Origin of the sequence: Lentzea sp. NPDC005914 (genome assembly GCF_040629405.1) — a bacterium.
Classification (GTDB): Bacteria; Actinomycetota; Actinomycetes; order Mycobacteriales; family Pseudonocardiaceae; genus Lentzea.
In genome coordinates this window covers 33,958-47,884 of sequence record NZ_JBEXVQ010000014.1, presented here as the reverse complement: position 1 = coordinate 47,884, position 13,927 = coordinate 33,958, and the positions used below count along the sequence as shown (strand labels likewise).

Below are 13,927 nucleotides of genomic sequence, written 5' to 3'. Positions count from 1 at the left end.
CTGCATGCGACAACCGGTGGAGCTGGGTCCGAAGCCTCTGACCCTCGAGGACGTTCATGCCGTCGCCCGTGACGGCGCCCCGGTGGAGATCACCGAGGCGGCCCGTGAGGCGGTCACCACCGCCCGCGGCCACATCGAACAGCTCGCCACGGCCGAACGCCCCACCTACGGCGTCTCGACCGGGTTCGGCGCGCTGGCCGTCCGGCACATCCCGCCGGACCGCCGTGCCCAGCTGCAGCGGTCGCTGATCCGCTCGCACGCCGCCGGTTCCGGTCCCGAGGTCGAGCGGGAGGTCGTGCGGGCGCTGATGCTGCTGCGGCTGCGCACCCTCGCGACCGGCCACACCGGCGTCCGTCTGTCCACTGTGGACGCGATGGCGGGCATGCTGAACGCCGGCATCACCCCGGTGGTGCACGAGTTCGGCTCGCTGGGCTGCTCCGGCGACCTGGCGCCGCTCTCGGCGAACGCGCTGGCGTTGATGGGCGAGGGCATGGTCCGCAACTCGTGCGACGAGCTCGTCCCCGCGGCCGAGGCGCTGGCCGAAGCCGGCATCGAACCCGTGCAGCTGGCCGAGAAGGAAGGCCTCGCGCTGATCAACGGCACCGACGGCATGCTCGGCATGCTGTCGCTGGCGATCGCGGACTTCACCAGGCTGCTCGACATCGCCGACCTCACGGCCGCGATGAGCGTCGAGGCGCTGCTCGGCACCGACCGCGTCTTCGAGCCCGAACTGCACGCCCTGCGCCCGCACCCCGGCCAGAACCTCTCAGCTGCGCGGATGCTCGCGTTCCTGCGCGACTCCGAGATCGTCGCCTCGCACCGCGGCCCGGACTGCACCCGCGTGCAGGACGCGTACTCGCTGCGCTGCTCCCCGCAGGTGCACGGCGCCGCTCGCGACACCGTGGCGTACGCGGCGACGGTGGCCGACCGCGAGCTGTCGTCGGTGATCGACAACCCCGTGGTGCTGGCGGACGGCCGGGTCGAGTCGAACGGCAACTTCCACGGTGCCCCGGTCGCCTACGCGCTGGACTTCCTGGCCATCCCGCTCGCGGACGTGGCCTCCATCGCCGAGCGCCGCACCGACCGCATGCTCGACGTCTCGCGCTCGCACGGCCTGCCGCCGTTCCTCGCTGACGACCCCGGCGTCGACTCCGGCCACATGATCGCCCAGTACACCCAGGCGGCCATCGTGTCCGAGCTCAAGCGGCTCGCGGTGCCGGCGTCCGTCGACTCGATCCCGTCCTCCGCCATGCAGGAGGACCACGTGTCGATGGGCTGGTCCGCCGCACGCAAGCTGCGCAAGGCCGTGGACGGTCTCACCACCGTCCTGGCGATTGAGCTTTTGACCGCCGCGCGCGCACTGGATCTGCGCGCGCCCCTCAAGCCCGCCCCCGCGACGGCCGCCGCCGTGGCGAAGCTGCGCGAGACGGTCCAGGGACCCGGTCCCGACCGCCACCTCGCACCCGAGATCGCCGCCGCCGAGGCCCTGATTCGAAGTGGAGCTCTGTAATGGTCGTACGCGCTGACCGCGGCACCTCGCTGACCGCGAAGAACTGGTCCACCGAGGCCGCCCTGCGGATGTTCCACAACAACCTCGACCCCGACGTCGCCGAGCGCCCCGAGGACCTGGTCGTCTACGGCGGCACCGGCAAGGCCGCCCGCGACTGGCCGTCGTTCGACGCGATCTCCCGCGAGCTCAAGAACCTCGAGGCCGACGAGACGCTGCTCGTGCAGTCCGGACGTCCGGTGGGCGTCATGCGCACGAACGAGTGGGCGCCGCGCGTGCTCATCGCGAACTCGAACCTGGTGCCGGACTGGGCGAACTGGCCCGAGTTCCGCCGTCTCGAGGCCGAGGGCCTCACGATGTACGGGCAGATGACCGCCGGTTCGTGGATCTACATCGGCACCCAGGGCATCCTGCAGGGCACCTTCGAGACGTTCGCCGCCGTCGCCACCAAGCGTTTTGGTGGCACGTTGCGCGGCACTCTGACCGTGACGGCCGGTCTCGGTGGCATGGGCGGTGCGCAGCCTCTGGCCGTGACGATGAACGAGGGCGTCGCGCTCTGCATCGAGGTCGACCCGCACCGCGCGCAGCGTCGCCTGGAGACCCGCTACCTCGACGAGGTGGCTGACGACCTGGACTCGGCGATCGAGCGGGTGCTGGCCGCGAAGGCCGCCGGCGAGGCCGTTTCCGTTGGTGTGGTGGGCAACGCGGCGGAGATCCTGCCCGAGCTGCTGCGTCGCGAGGTCGCCGTCGACATCGTGACCGACCAGACCTCCGCGCACGACCCGCTGGCGTACCTGCCGGTCGGTGTCGCGCTGGAGGACTGGGCAACGTATGCCGCCGCGAAGCCGGAGGAGTTCACCGACCGGGCGCGGAAGTCGATGGCCGACCACGTCGAGGCGATGGTCGGCTTCATGGACCGCGGCGCCGAGGTGTTCGACTACGGCAACTCGATCCGCGGCGAGGCCCAGCTCGGCGGCTACGACCGCGCGTTCGCGTTCCCCGGCTTCGTGCCCGCGTACATCCGGCCGCTGTTCTGCGAGGGCAAGGGCCCGTTCCGCTGGGCCGCGCTGTCCGGCGACCCGGCCGACATCGCCAAGACCGACGCCGCCATCCTGGAGCTCTTCCCGGAGAACGAGCAGCTGCACCGGTGGATCAAGATGGCCGGTGAGCGCGTCGAGTTCCAGGGCCTGCCCGCCCGCATCTGCTGGCTGGGCTACGGCGAGCGGCACCTCGCGGGCCTCAAGTTCAACGAGATGGTGGCGTCCGGCGAGCTGTCCGCGCCGATTGTGATCGGCCGCGACCACCTCGACTGCGGCTCGGTGGCCTCCCCGTACCGCGAGACCGAGGCGATGGCCGACGGTTCCGACGCGATCGCCGACTGGCCGCTGCTCAACGCCCTGGTCAACACGGCCTCGGGTGCGACCTGGGTGTCGATCCACCACGGTGGTGGCGTGGGCATCGGGCGCTCGATCCACGCCGGTCAGGTGACGGTCGCGGACGGCACCGAGCTCGCCGCGCAGAAGATCGAGCGCGTGCTGACCAACGACCCGGGCATGGGCGTCATCCGGCACGTGGACGCCGGGTACGACGAGGCCAAGTCCGTGGCCGCGGACAAGGGCGTGCGCATCCCGATGGAGGGCTGATGCTCGACCAGATCGTGGACGTCGGGCGGGACCTCAAGCGCGGCGGCTACTCCCGCCACGGCTACGACAAGCCCGAGCTCGAGCTCCGGCACTGGTTCGTCGAGCAGGCCGTCAAACGCGGCCTGAACGTCGAGACCGACCAGAACGGCAACCTCTGGGCCTGGTGGGGCGAGCGCGGCGACAACGCGCTCGTCACCGGCAGCCACCTGGACTCCGTTCCCGGCGGCGGCGCGTTCGACGGGCCGCTCGGCGTGACCAGCTCCCTGCAGGCCGTGGATCTCCTGCAGGCCAAGGGGTTCACGCCGCACAGGCCGTTCGCCATCACCGTTTTCGCCGAGGAGGAGGGCGGCAGGTTCGGCGTCGCGTGCCTGGGCAGCAGGCTGCTCACCGGTGCCATCGACGCCGGCAAGGCGCTCAACCTCAAGGACCCGGACGGCATCACGCTCGCCGAAGCCATGAGGGCCGCGGGCTACGACCCGGACCTGGTGGGCAAGGACCGAAAAGCCCTCGGGCGCATCGGCCAGTTCGTCGAGCTGCACGTCGAGCAGGGCCGCGGCCTGACGGTCCCGGTCGGCGTCGCGAGCAGCATCCTGGCGCACGGCCGGTGGCGCTTCACGTTCAGCGGCGAAGGCAACCACGCCGGCGCCACGCTGATCGAGGACCGGAAGGACCCGATGCTCCCGGCGTCGCAACTCGTTCTGGCAGCGCGCAAAGCGGCCAGGGACGGCGGGCGCGCCACCGTGGGGAGGCTCGTCCCCAACCCCGGCGGCACCAACGTCATCGCGTCCACAGTGGACGTCTGGCTGGACGCACGCGACACCGACGACGAGCGCACCCGCGCGATGGTCGCCGAGATCTCCGAGGCGGCACACCGAGCCGCCGAGGAAGAGGGGTGTGAAGTGAGGATCACCGAGGAGTCGTACGGCGACACGGTGTACTTCGACACCGAACTGCGGGACGACATCGCGGGAGCGCTCGGCGGCGTTCCGGCACTCCCGACGGGTGCGGGCCACGACGCGGGCATCCTCGCCGCGCACGTGCCGACCGCGATGTTGTTCGTGCGCAACCCCACCGGCGTCAGCCACGCGCCGGAGGAGTTCGCCGAGCAGGCCGACGTCGACGAAGGTGTGAAGGCCCTGGCCGCGACGCTCGAACACCTCGGCTCATGAACTTCTGGTGCGAGCGGGCGTGGCTGCCCGGCGGACTCGCCGAACGCGTGCTGGTCCGGGTCGACAACGGCGTGATCAGCTCAGTGTCCGAAGTGGACACGATCCCGCTCGGCGTCAAAAGGCTGCACGGTGTCGTCGTGCCGGGCTTCGCGAACGCCCACTCGCACGCCTTCCACCGCGCCCTCCGAGGCCGCACGCACGACGGCGGCGGCACGTTCTGGACGTGGCGCGAAGGCATGTACGCGCTGGCCTCCAAACTCACCCCGCAGTCCTACTACCGCCTCGCCCGCGCGGTCTACGGCGAGATGGCGCTGGCAGGCGTCTCGACCGTCGGCGAGTTCCACTACCTCCACGACAGGTCGAACGAGTTCGGCCACTGCCTGCGCGAGGCCGCGGCCGACGCCGGCATCCGCTTGACGTTGCTGGACACCTGTTACCTCGCGGGCGGCATCGACCAGCCGCTGAACGAGGTGCAGCAACGCTTCTCCGACGGCTCTGCCGAGGCGTGGGCCAGCCGTGTCGGAGAACTCAAGTCCGATGACGTGATGCGGGTCGGTGCCGCCATCCATTCGGTGCGAGCTGTCCCGCGTGACGAACTTCCCGTTGTGACGCAAGCGTTCCCGGACGCTCCGCTGCACGTCCACCTCTCCGAGCAGCCCGCAGAGAACGAGGCCTGCCTCGCCGCGTACGGCCTCACCCCGTCCGGAATCCTCGCCGAAGCAGGTGCTCTCTCGCCGCGCACGACCGCCGTGCACGCCACGCACCTGACGCCCGAGGACATCGCGCTGCTGGGCGGGTCCGGCACCGGCGCGTGCTTCTGCCCGACTACCGAGGCCGACCTGGCCGACGGCATCGGCCCGGCCCGCGAGCTCGCCGACGCCGGCAGCCCGCTGTCGCTGGGCAGCGACCAGCACGCGGTGATCGACCCGCTGCTGGAAACCCGTGCTCTGGAACACAACGAACGTCTGCGCACGGGCCAGCGCGGCCGTTTCTCTCCGGCCGAGCTGCTTCGGGCCGCCACGCGCCACGACGCACTCGGCTGGGACGCGGGGCGAATCGAACCGGGCGCCCCCTGCGACCTCGTGGCGATCAGCTGCTCGACACCGCGCACCGCGGGTTCGTTGCCGCAGCAGGTGTTCATGTCAGCCACCGCGTCCGATGTGGACACCGTGGTGGTCGGCGGCCGGGTGGTCGCGTCCAATGGCGTGCACGAGACTCTGGGAGACGTCGGCAGGCTGCTGGCGGACGCGATCGAGGAGCTGTGGGCATGAGCGTGCTGATCACCGGCATCGGTGAGCTGACCACGAACACCGAGGCCACCGGTGACGCGCTGATCATCGACGGCGGGCAGGTCGCGTGGGTGGGCCAGTCCGGAAGCGCTCCGGCCGCCGACGAGAAAGTCGACGTCGAGGGCCGCGCTGTGCTGCCCGGCTGGGTCGACAGCCACACCCACCTGGTCTTCGCGGGCGACCGCACCGCCGAGTTCGGCGCGCGCATGGCCGGCAAGCCCTACACGGCGGGCGGCATCGCCGTGACGGTCAACGCGACGAGGCAGGCCACCGACGCCGAACTGTCGGAGGTCGTCCGCAAGCACGTCGCCGAGGCCCTCAAGCAGGGCACGACGTTCATCGAGACGAAGACCGGCTACGGCCTGAACGTCCCGGACGAGGTGCGCAGTGCCCGCATCGCCGCCGAGCACGCCGACGAGGTCACGTTCCTCGGCGCCCACCTCGTCCCGCCCGGCGAGGACGCCGACACGTACGTCGACCTGGTCCGCGGCGAGATGCTCGACGCCGTCGCACCCCTCGTGCGCTGGGCGGACGTGTTCTGCGAGAAGGGCGCGTTCGACTACGACCAGTCCAAGGCGGTGCTCGAAGCGGCGAAAGCCAAGGGCCTGGGCCTGCGCGTGCACGGCAACCAGCTCGGCGAAGGCCCCGGTGTGCGACTGGCCGTCGAGCTCGGCGCCGCGTCCGTCGACCACTGCACCTATCTGTCGCAACAGGACATCGACGCGCTGGCGTCGTCGGACACGGTCGCCACGCTGCTCCCGGCCTGCGACCTCTCGACCCGTCAGTCACTGCCCCCGGCCCGCGCCCTGCTGGACGCGGGTGCCACGGTCGCGCTGGCGAGCAACTGCAACCCCGGCTCGTCGTACACCTCGTCGATGGCGTTCTGCGTGACGACAGCGGTCCTGCAGATGCGCATGACGGTCGAGGAAGCGGTGTGGTCGGCAACGGCTGGAGGAGCGCAAGCGCTGCGAAGAGACGACGTCGGCGTCATCAGGCCTGGTGCGCGCGCTGACCTCCACGTTCTGGACGCGCCGTCGATCACGCATCTGGCGTATCGGCCAGGCGTCCCGTTGACTCATTCGGTGTGGCGTCGGGGCGAACGCGTCATCTGAGGAATCCCTCTCATAACCCTCCGTGTGGGCCTACTGGCGGAGGGTGCCGCCGCCGTACGGTGCTGGCGTGGTGGACTTCGCGGAGGCCCTGACGAAAGCCGTCGACAGCAGCGGTCTCAGCCTCGAACGCATCCAGCACCACCTCGCGGCCCGCGGCATGCAGGTGAGCCTCTCGACGCTCAGCTACTGGCGCCGCGGCCGCAGCCGGCCGGAACGGCCGGAGTCGCTGAAGGTCGTCGCCGCGCTGGAGGACCTGCTCGACCTCGGCGAGGGCTTCCTCACCGACCGGCTGGGCGACAAGCGGCCGCGCGGCAGGTGGGTCGGGCAGGCGATGTCGCTCGAGGACATGTGGGACTCGCGGGCCACCGACCTCGGTGAGGTCATGGCGCGCATCGACCGCGAGCAACCGGCGGCGTCGAGGTACCTCAGCGTGAAGGACCGGCAGGTGGTCGGGCCGGACCGGCGTGAGGTCGAGATGCGCTGCTCGGGCGTCATCGAGGCGCTGGAGGACGGTGTCGACAGGTTCCTGGCCATCCAGCTCGCGGACGCAACCGACGTCGGGGTCGCCTCGATCGAGGCGGGACCGCCGTGCCGGCTCGGGCGGGTTCGCAGCGAGGCCACCACCGGGTTCCTGGTCGCGGAGATCCTGTTCGACCGGATGCTCAGAGCGGGGGAGACGGCGCTCGTCGAGTACGTGGTCCGGATGCGTCCCGGCGCGGACAGCGAGGTCTGCGACCGGCGGTTCCTGCGGCCCGTGGGCGACTACGTCCTGCAGATCGACTTCCACCCGGACGCCGTGCCCACGCGCTGCTACACGTTCACCCGGCCCTCGTTGCAGGAACCGGAAACCACCCTGAACGAACTGTGGATCGGGAACACCGCGTCCACGCACATCCACGTGCGGAACGCGAAGCCCGGGATCTATGGAGTGCGGTGGGAGTGGGAGTAGATCCCACCCCCACCGCGAGCGCCCCCAGGTGACGATGCCCGTGCCGAGCCGCATTCGGCGTGAACATCAGAGGCGCCAGGATGGCCGTCGCCGCCGCAGGGATAGCGGCGCCGGCATGTCTTCTAGACCTTCAGCAGCAGGTTCGGCGAACCGGCCTTGGCGTCGGTCACCTTGTTCGGCGTGGCCGCGTTCACGAGCGCGTCGCGCACCTGGGCGGGCGTGGCGTTCGGGTTCGCGCTCAGGTACAGCGCCGCCGCACCCGCGACGTGCGGTGAGGCCATCGACGTGCCGCCCATCGAGCGGGTGCCGGTGTCGTTGCTGTACGAGGCCGAGATGATGTCGCTGCCCGGTGCCCAGATGTCGAGGCACTGGCCGTAGTTCGACGAGCCGGCGCTCCAGATCGAGCGCTTGTCGTTGCGGTCCGACGCGCCGACGGTGATCGCCTCCGGCGTGCGGGCCGGGGTGAAGTTGCACGCGTCCTGGCCGCTGTTGCCGCCCGCCAGCACGTACGTGATGCCCGCGCCGATGGACCGCTTGACGGCGTTCTCCAGCGAGCTGTTCGTGCCGCTGCCACCGAGGCTCATGTTGACCACAGCGGGCTTCTTGGCGTTCTGCGTGACCCAGTCGATGCCGCGGATGATGCCGTCCCACGCGCCGCTGCCGTTGCAGTCGAGCACGCGGACCGCGACGATCTTGGCCTTCTTCGCCACGCCGTACGTCTTGCCCGCGACCGTTCCGGCGACGTGCGTGCCGTGACCCTGGCAGTCTTGCGCGACGGGGTCGTTGTCGATGAAGTCGTACCCGTCGGACGCACGGCCTTCGAACTCGGTGTGCGTCTTGCGGATGCCGGTGTCGAGCACGTACGTCGTGACGTTGGAGGCGGTCGTCGGGTACGTGTACTTCTGGTTGAGCGGCAGGTTCGCCTGGTCGATCCGGTCGAGGCCCCACGTCGGGTTCGACTGGGTCTCCTGGATCGTCGCGACCGTGTTGCGCTCGACGAACTCGACATCGGGATCGGCCGCGAGCCGTCGTGCCTGGCGCTCGGACATCCCGGTGACGGAGAAACCATTCAGCGCGGTGCTGTAGGTGTGCTTGACCGAACCCTCGTAACGGGACGCGAGCGCGTTTGCAGGGGTGCGCGCGCCGTCCTTGAGCACCACGATGTAACTGCCTTCGACGGCCTGCGCACCCGCACCGGGGAGCACCGCTTCTTCAGCCATCGCGGTGGGCGTCCACATCGCCGTGGAAGCGATGCCGAATGCCGCCGCGAAGGCGACATGACGCCGTAGTCGTGCCATTGGTTCCTCCCGGCAGGGAATGAACTGGGGAACACGGCAAAACTAACGCTTCGTGTGCGAGGGATAACAGGTTCGAAACTTCAGTTCTCAATACCGTCAAAACTGTGGCGAACCGGCCTTCCTGTTCACTTGCGGTGGCGACCGAGCCGGTTTCGATCACGGGCCGTAGCATTCGGCCGTGCCGGAATTCGCAGAGGCGTTGACGCGGGCCGTCGAGGCGAGCGGCCTCAGTCTGGAGCGGGTCCAGCACCACCTGGAGCTGCGCGGCGTGCAGGTGAGTCTGTCGACGCTGAGCTACTGGCGGCGTGGCCGCAGCCGTCCGGAACGCCCCGAATCGCTCGCCGCAGTGGCCGCGCTCGAAGAGATTCTGAAGCTGGCGCCGGGAACGTTGACGGGCAGCCTCGGCGACAGGCGGCCGCGCGGGCGGTGGGTCGAGCGGGCCGCCGCGCTGGAGGGGATCTGGCAGGAGGCCGCGATCGACCTCGGCCGCGCGATCGCCCGTGTGGACAGGCTGCTGCCGTCGCTCGCGAAGTACGTCAGCGTGCGGGACGTGTCGGTGATCGGCCCGGACCGGCGTGAGATCGAGATGCGGACCAGTTCGGTGATCGAGGCGTTCGAGGACGGCGTCGACCGGATCCTCGTCGCGAAGCCGCCGACGACACCGACCTCTCGCCCGGCGAGATCTTCGCCGAGAAGTCGTGCCGCGTGGGCCGGGTGCGCAGGGACGACGAGCACAAGCTGCTCGTCGCGGAGATCATCCTCGACCGCGTGCTGCGGGCGGGGGACACCGCGCTGGTGGATCTGCGCTACACCAGCGATCCCGGCGCGGACAGCTCTTACGCGGACCGCAGCTTCGTCCGCACGTTGCGCGACTACGTGCTGGAGGTCGAGTTCCACCCCGACGCGATGCCCGTGCGGTGTCACGGGTTCAGCCGGTCCGAGCCGGGCGGGCCGGACGTCGACACGGGTGAGCTGTGGATCGGCACGACCGCCTCCGTCCATCTCGTGGTGCGCGAAGCCCAGGCGGGAGTCGTCTACGGCATCAAGTGGGAGTGGGAGTAGCGGCCCTCGCTCGCTACTCCCACGACTGCACGCCGGCGTTCCTCTACCGGCCGACGCGCAGCAGCTTGTTCGGCGAGCCCTGGAGCAGGCCGCGCAGGTTGTTCGACGTCGAGTCGTTCACCAGTGCGTTGCGCACCTGGAGGTTCGTCGCGTCCGGGTGCGTGCTCAGGTAGAGCGCCGCGGCACCGGTCACGCTGGGCGCCGCCATCGAGGTGCCGCTGTCGAGCCTGGTGCTCACGTCGTCGGCGTTCGAGGCGGAGCGGATGTCCGAGCCTGGTGCCCAGATGTCGACGCAGCGGCCCCAGTTCGACGCCTTGCCCCACTGCGGCCAGAGCGAACGGTGGTCGTTGCGGTCGGTCGCGCCGACCGTGATCACCTCGGCGAGCCGGGCCGGGGTGTAGGTGCACGCGTCGCGACCGTCGTTGCCGGCTGCGATCACGTAGGTGAAGCCGGCCCTGATCGAGCGGCTGATCGCCTGCTCCATCGGACCGTCCTGGCCGGGCTTGCCGAGGCTCATGTTGACCACGCCGGGCCGGACGCCGTTGGCGGTGACCCAGTCGATGCCCGCGACGACGCTGTCCTCGTCCGCCTTGCCGTTGCACCCGAGCACCCGGACGCCGACGAGGCGCGCCTTCTTGGCGACGCCGCTGGTGCGTCCGGCGATCGTGCCCGCCACGTGCGTGCCGTGGCCATGGCAGTCCTGCGCGACGTTGTCGTCGTCGATGAAGTCGAACCCGTTCGCCGCGCGGCCCTCGAATTCCTGGTGAGTGATTCGAATGCTGGTGTCGAGGACGTACGCGGTCACGTTCTGCGCGGTGTTCGGGTATTCGTACCTCGTGTCGAGCGGGAGTGCGGCCTGGTCGATCCGGTCGAGGTTCCAGCCGGCGTTCGGCTGGGTGTCCTGGATCGAGACGACCAGGTTGCGGTGCACCTTCGCGACCCGCGGGTCGGCGGCCAGGCGTTTGGCCTGCTGCTCGGACATGTCCCGCACGGAGAACCCGTTGAGCGCGGCCCTGTAGGTGCGCTTGAGCTTGCCGTTGTACTTGGCGAGCAAGCTCTGCGGCTCTGTTGTGACACCGTCCTTGAGCACGATGATGTAGCTGCCGGGAATGGCTTCCCCGTCGCCGCTGAGTGCCTGCTGAGCGATGGCCGTCGGCGCGCACAGAACGGTCGCGAACAATGCCGCCGCAATGCAGGTGTTGATTCTCATCGAGTTCCTCCTGGCAGGGTTGAACGCGATGAAACGTAACTTCACGCACGGGTGAAATGGCAGTGCAGAAAATTTGGTGTCGAATACTGTCAAATCTGTGGCGAGCTGGAGCAGCTCCACGTGGCACAATGCCGCCGCGCGGGGCAGGGTGGAGGGCATGGAATACACCCACCTCGGTCGCAGCGGTCTGTCCGTCTCCCGCCTGTGCCTCGGCACGATGAACTTCGGCCCAGAGACGTCCGAGGCCGACAGTCACGCGATCATGGACCGCGCGCACGACCACGGTCTGAACTTCTTCGACACGGCCAACGTCTACGGCTGGAAGCAGGGCGAGGGCGTCACCGAGCAGATCATCGGCCGGTGGTTCGCCCAGGGCGGCACCCGTCGCGAAAAGACGGTCATCGCGACCAAGCTCTACGGCAGCATGGGCGACTGGCCCAACGACAACAAGCTGTCGGCCCTGAACATCCGCCGCGCGTGCGACGCCTCGTTGAAGCGCCTGCAAACCGACTACATCGACCTCTACCAGATGCACCACGTGGACCGCGAAACGCCGTGGGACGAGATCTGGGAAGCCTTCTCCGTGCTGCGCCAGCAGGGCAAGGTCATCTACTTCGGCTCGTCGAACTTCGCGGGCTGGCACATCGCCCAGGCCGCCGAGGCCGCTCGTACGCGCGGTTTCCTCGGTCTGGTGTCCGAGCAGTCGATCTACAACCTGATGACCCGCTGGGCCGAGCTGGAGGTCCTGCCCGCCGCTCGGCACTACGGGCTCGGCGTCATCCCGTGGTCGCCGCTGCACGGCGGCCTGCTCGGCGGTGTGCTGCGCAAGCAGCGCGAGGGTGGCGTCTCCCGGTCGGCGTCCGGGCGGTCCGCGGACGCGTTGGAGAAGAACCGCGACCAGATCGAGGCCTACGAGAAGCTGTGCGCCGAGCTCGGGGAGGACCCGGCGAACGTCGGTCTCGCCTGGCTGCTGCACCAGGACGGCGTGACCGCGCCGATCATCGGGCCCCGCACCGGTGAGCAGCTCGACAACTCGTTGCGGGCGGCGGAGCTGAAGCTGGACGCTGACGTGCTCGCCAAGCTCGACGAGCTGTTCCCGGCGCCGGCGCCGAACGGGTCGAAGCCGGCCCCGGAGGCCTATGCCTGGTGATGGCACTGCTCGTAGGTCAAGGGGTCGAAGGCCGGTGGCCGGTCTTCGACCCCTTGGCTTTTGTTCGGGGCACCTGATGTTAGCGCGAACATGTGACACCTTGATTGACGCAGAGCCTGCATACCAAGGCGTCTCACGTGGCTCTATTCCTTGACACCACGTTCTTCGGCACCTCCAATGTTAACGCTAACGCAACATTGGTTACGCGGACCGAGGAGAACGTGATGCGGGCTAGGTACCGGTGGCTCAGCGCCTGCGCCGCCGCTTTGTTGACCTCTGCGCTGGTGTCCACCACGCCGGCTGGAGCGGAATCCAACGGTGGAACCCGGGTCATGCCGCTGGGCGACTCGATCACCGAGGGAACGCAGGTACCCGGCGGTTACCGCATCGGCCTGTGGGACCGGCTCGCCGGTGGGAGCTACCGCGTGGACTTCGTCGGCTCGCAGTTCAACGGTCCGGCGTCGCTGGGCGACCACGACCACGAGGGCCACCCCGGCTGGCGCATCGACCAGATCGACGCGAACATCGTCAGCTGGCTCACCAGCACCAATCCCCGGACCGTGCTCCTGCACATCGGCACCAACGACGTGCTCCAGAACCACGACGTGGCCAACGCCCCGGCCCGCCTGTCGGCACTGGTCGACAAGATCACCGCGACCGTGCCCGGCGCCGACGTCATGGTGGCGACGATCATCCCGCTGGGCAGCGCATCGCAGGAGTCCCTCGGCCGGGCGTACAACGCCACGATCCCCGCAATGGTGCAGAGCAAGGCCAACGCGGGCAAGCGCGTGCACCTGGTCGACATGCACGCCGCCCTCACCACCGCTGACCTGATCGACGGCGTCCACCCCACCGCCACCGGTTACGCCAAGATGGCCGCGACCTGGTACGACGCGCTGCGGTCCGTGCCGGGCAGCATCGGCAACCCCACGGGCAGGCAGATCGTCGGCGTCCAGTCGGGCCGTTGCGCGGACGTGCCTGGCGCGACCAGCACCAACGGCACGCAGGTCCAGCTGTGGGACTGCCACGGCGGCACCAACCAGAACTGGACCTACACCTCCGGCAAGCAGCTGGTGGTCTACAGCACGAAGTGCCTGGACGCCTCTGGAGGGGGCACCGCCAACGGCACCGCGGTGGTGATCTGGGACTGCCACGGCGGCACGAACCAGCAGTGGAACGTCAACGCCGACGGCACGATCACCAGCGCGCAGTCCAACCTGTGCCTGGACGCCTACGGCTTTGGCACCGCCAACGGCACGAAGCTGAACCTGTGGTCCTGCTCGGGGCAGGCCAACCAGCAGTGGAGGTCCTGACCTCGGATGGACAGCACCTGAGCGGTCAGTCCTCGAAGTCGTCCTCGTCGTCGCGCGCCAGGTAGGTGGCGAAGCGTTCGATGGCGGTCTCGAAGTCCGGGTTGGCGTCGACGAACGCGCGGAGCTTGTCGGCGAGCAGCGCGAAGCTGATCTCTTCCTCGCCGCGTCGCTTCTCGAGCTCCTCGATGCCGCGATCGGTGAAGTACATGGCAGAACTCCTATGCA

At 69.4% G+C, this 13,927-nt stretch carries 13 protein-coding genes; 9 read left to right on the top strand and 4 right to left on the bottom strand.

The window, feature by feature from the left end:
* The first annotated feature begins 4 nt into the window (after window positions 1-4).
* The 6 genes from hutH to ABZ345_RS20745 all read left to right on the top strand — a co-directional run bounded on the left by hutH (window position 5) and on the right by ABZ345_RS20745 (window position 7,669).
* Entirely contained in the window at window positions 5-1,510 is a 1,506-nt protein-coding gene (hutH, locus tag ABZ345_RS20770) for a histidine ammonia-lyase (RefSeq protein WP_359850917.1), read from the top strand.
* Entirely contained in the window at window positions 1,510-3,150 is a 1,641-nt protein-coding gene (gene hutU / locus ABZ345_RS20765; protein ID WP_359850914.1) for a urocanate hydratase, read from the top strand. The genes hutH and hutU overlap by 1 nt, the downstream gene beginning before the upstream one ends.
* Window positions 3,150-4,319: an allantoate amidohydrolase gene (locus ABZ345_RS20760; protein ID WP_359850911.1), complete on the top strand. Its 1,170-nt coding sequence runs from the start codon at window positions 3,150-3,152 to the stop codon at window positions 4,317-4,319. Before hutU ends, ABZ345_RS20760 begins: the two co-directional genes overlap by 1 nt.
* Window positions 4,316-5,590 carry a formimidoylglutamate deiminase gene (locus ABZ345_RS20755; protein ID WP_359850908.1) on the top strand — a complete coding sequence of 425 codons (1,275 nt, stop codon included), beginning with the start codon at window positions 4,316-4,318 and terminating at the stop codon, window positions 5,588-5,590. The genes ABZ345_RS20760 and ABZ345_RS20755 overlap by 4 nt, the downstream gene beginning before the upstream one ends.
* Complete coding sequence (hutI, locus tag ABZ345_RS20750) at window positions 5,587-6,720, top strand: imidazolonepropionase (protein WP_359850905.1); 1,134 nt, start codon at window positions 5,587-5,589, stop codon at window positions 6,718-6,720. Before ABZ345_RS20755 ends, hutI begins: the two co-directional genes overlap by 4 nt.
* Window positions 6,721-6,787: 67 nt before the next feature.
* Window positions 6,788-7,669, top strand: coding sequence for a hypothetical protein (locus ABZ345_RS20745; RefSeq protein ID WP_359850902.1), 882 nt, complete (start codon window positions 6,788-6,790; stop codon window positions 7,667-7,669).
* 122 nt (window positions 7,670-7,791) lie between these two features.
* Here ABZ345_RS20745 and ABZ345_RS20740 read toward each other — a convergent pair whose 3' ends face one another.
* Window positions 7,792-8,967, bottom strand: coding sequence for a S8 family peptidase (locus ABZ345_RS20740; RefSeq protein ID WP_359850900.1), 1,176 nt, complete (start codon window positions 8,965-8,967; stop codon window positions 7,792-7,794).
* A 294-nt stretch (window positions 8,968-9,261) separates the two neighbouring features.
* On the bottom strand, window positions 9,262-9,702 hold the full coding sequence (locus tag ABZ345_RS20735) for a hypothetical protein (protein ID WP_359850897.1): 441 nt from the start codon (window positions 9,700-9,702) through the stop codon (window positions 9,262-9,264).
* Between ABZ345_RS20735 and ABZ345_RS20730 the strand changes: the two genes are divergently transcribed.
* Complete coding sequence (locus ABZ345_RS20730) at window positions 9,682-10,029, top strand: hypothetical protein (protein ID WP_359850894.1); 348 nt, start codon at window positions 9,682-9,684, stop codon at window positions 10,027-10,029. The genes ABZ345_RS20735 and ABZ345_RS20730 overlap by 21 nt on opposite strands.
* A gap of 43 nt (window positions 10,030-10,072) precedes the next feature.
* Here the strand turns inward: ABZ345_RS20730 and ABZ345_RS20725 are convergent, their stop codons facing one another.
* On the bottom strand, window positions 10,073-11,239 hold the full coding sequence (locus tag ABZ345_RS20725; RefSeq protein ID WP_359850891.1) for a S8 family peptidase: 1,167 nt from the start codon (window positions 11,237-11,239) through the stop codon (window positions 10,073-10,075).
* Window positions 11,240-11,396: 157 nt separating this feature from the next.
* On the opposite strand from ABZ345_RS20725, the gene ABZ345_RS20720 reads away from it, so the two are divergent.
* Together ABZ345_RS20720 and ABZ345_RS20715 are read left to right on the top strand one after the other, a co-directional pair.
* Entirely contained in the window at window positions 11,397-12,389 is a 993-nt protein-coding gene (locus tag ABZ345_RS20720; protein ID WP_359850889.1) for an aldo/keto reductase, read from the top strand.
* 224 nt (window positions 12,390-12,613) lie between these two features.
* Window positions 12,614-13,702, top strand: a complete 1,089-nt coding sequence (locus tag ABZ345_RS20715; RefSeq protein WP_359850887.1) for an RICIN domain-containing protein — start codon at window positions 12,614-12,616, stop codon at window positions 13,700-13,702.
* 25 nt (window positions 13,703-13,727) lie between these two features.
* Here ABZ345_RS20715 and ABZ345_RS20710 read toward each other — a convergent pair whose 3' ends face one another.
* Complete coding sequence (locus ABZ345_RS20710; protein ID WP_086668397.1) at window positions 13,728-13,910, bottom strand: DUF6104 family protein; 183 nt, start codon at window positions 13,908-13,910, stop codon at window positions 13,728-13,730.
* Window positions 13,911-13,927: the final 17 nt, after the last annotated feature.

Bases quoted from the DNA above. Each gene is read 5' to 3' on its own strand.
- ABZ345_RS20755 (WP_359850908.1), top strand. From the start codon at position 4,316: ATGAACTTCTGGTGCGAGCGGGCGTGGCTGCCCGGCGGACTCGCCGAA.
- ABZ345_RS20760 (WP_359850911.1), top strand. From the start codon at position 3,150: ATGCTCGACCAGATCGTGGACGTCGGGCGGGACCTCAAGCGCGGCGGC.
- ABZ345_RS20740 (WP_359850900.1), bottom strand. From the start codon at position 8,967: ATGGCACGACTACGGCGTCATGTCGCCTTCGCGGCGGCATTCGGCATC.
- ABZ345_RS20710 (WP_086668397.1), bottom strand. From the start codon at position 13,910: ATGTACTTCACCGATCGCGGCATCGAGGAGCTCGAGAAGCGACGCGGC.
- ABZ345_RS20720 (WP_359850889.1), top strand. From the start codon at position 11,397: ATGGAATACACCCACCTCGGTCGCAGCGGTCTGTCCGTCTCCCGCCTG.
- ABZ345_RS20725 (WP_359850891.1), bottom strand. From the start codon at position 11,239: ATGAGAATCAACACCTGCATTGCGGCGGCATTGTTCGCGACCGTTCTG.
- hutH (WP_359850917.1), top strand. From the start codon at position 5: ATGCGACAACCGGTGGAGCTGGGTCCGAAGCCTCTGACCCTCGAGGAC.
- hutU (WP_359850914.1), top strand. From the start codon at position 1,510: ATGGTCGTACGCGCTGACCGCGGCACCTCGCTGACCGCGAAGAACTGG.
- hutI (WP_359850905.1), top strand. From the start codon at position 5,587: ATGAGCGTGCTGATCACCGGCATCGGTGAGCTGACCACGAACACCGAG.
- ABZ345_RS20715 (WP_359850887.1), top strand. From the start codon at position 12,614: ATGCGGGCTAGGTACCGGTGGCTCAGCGCCTGCGCCGCCGCTTTGTTG.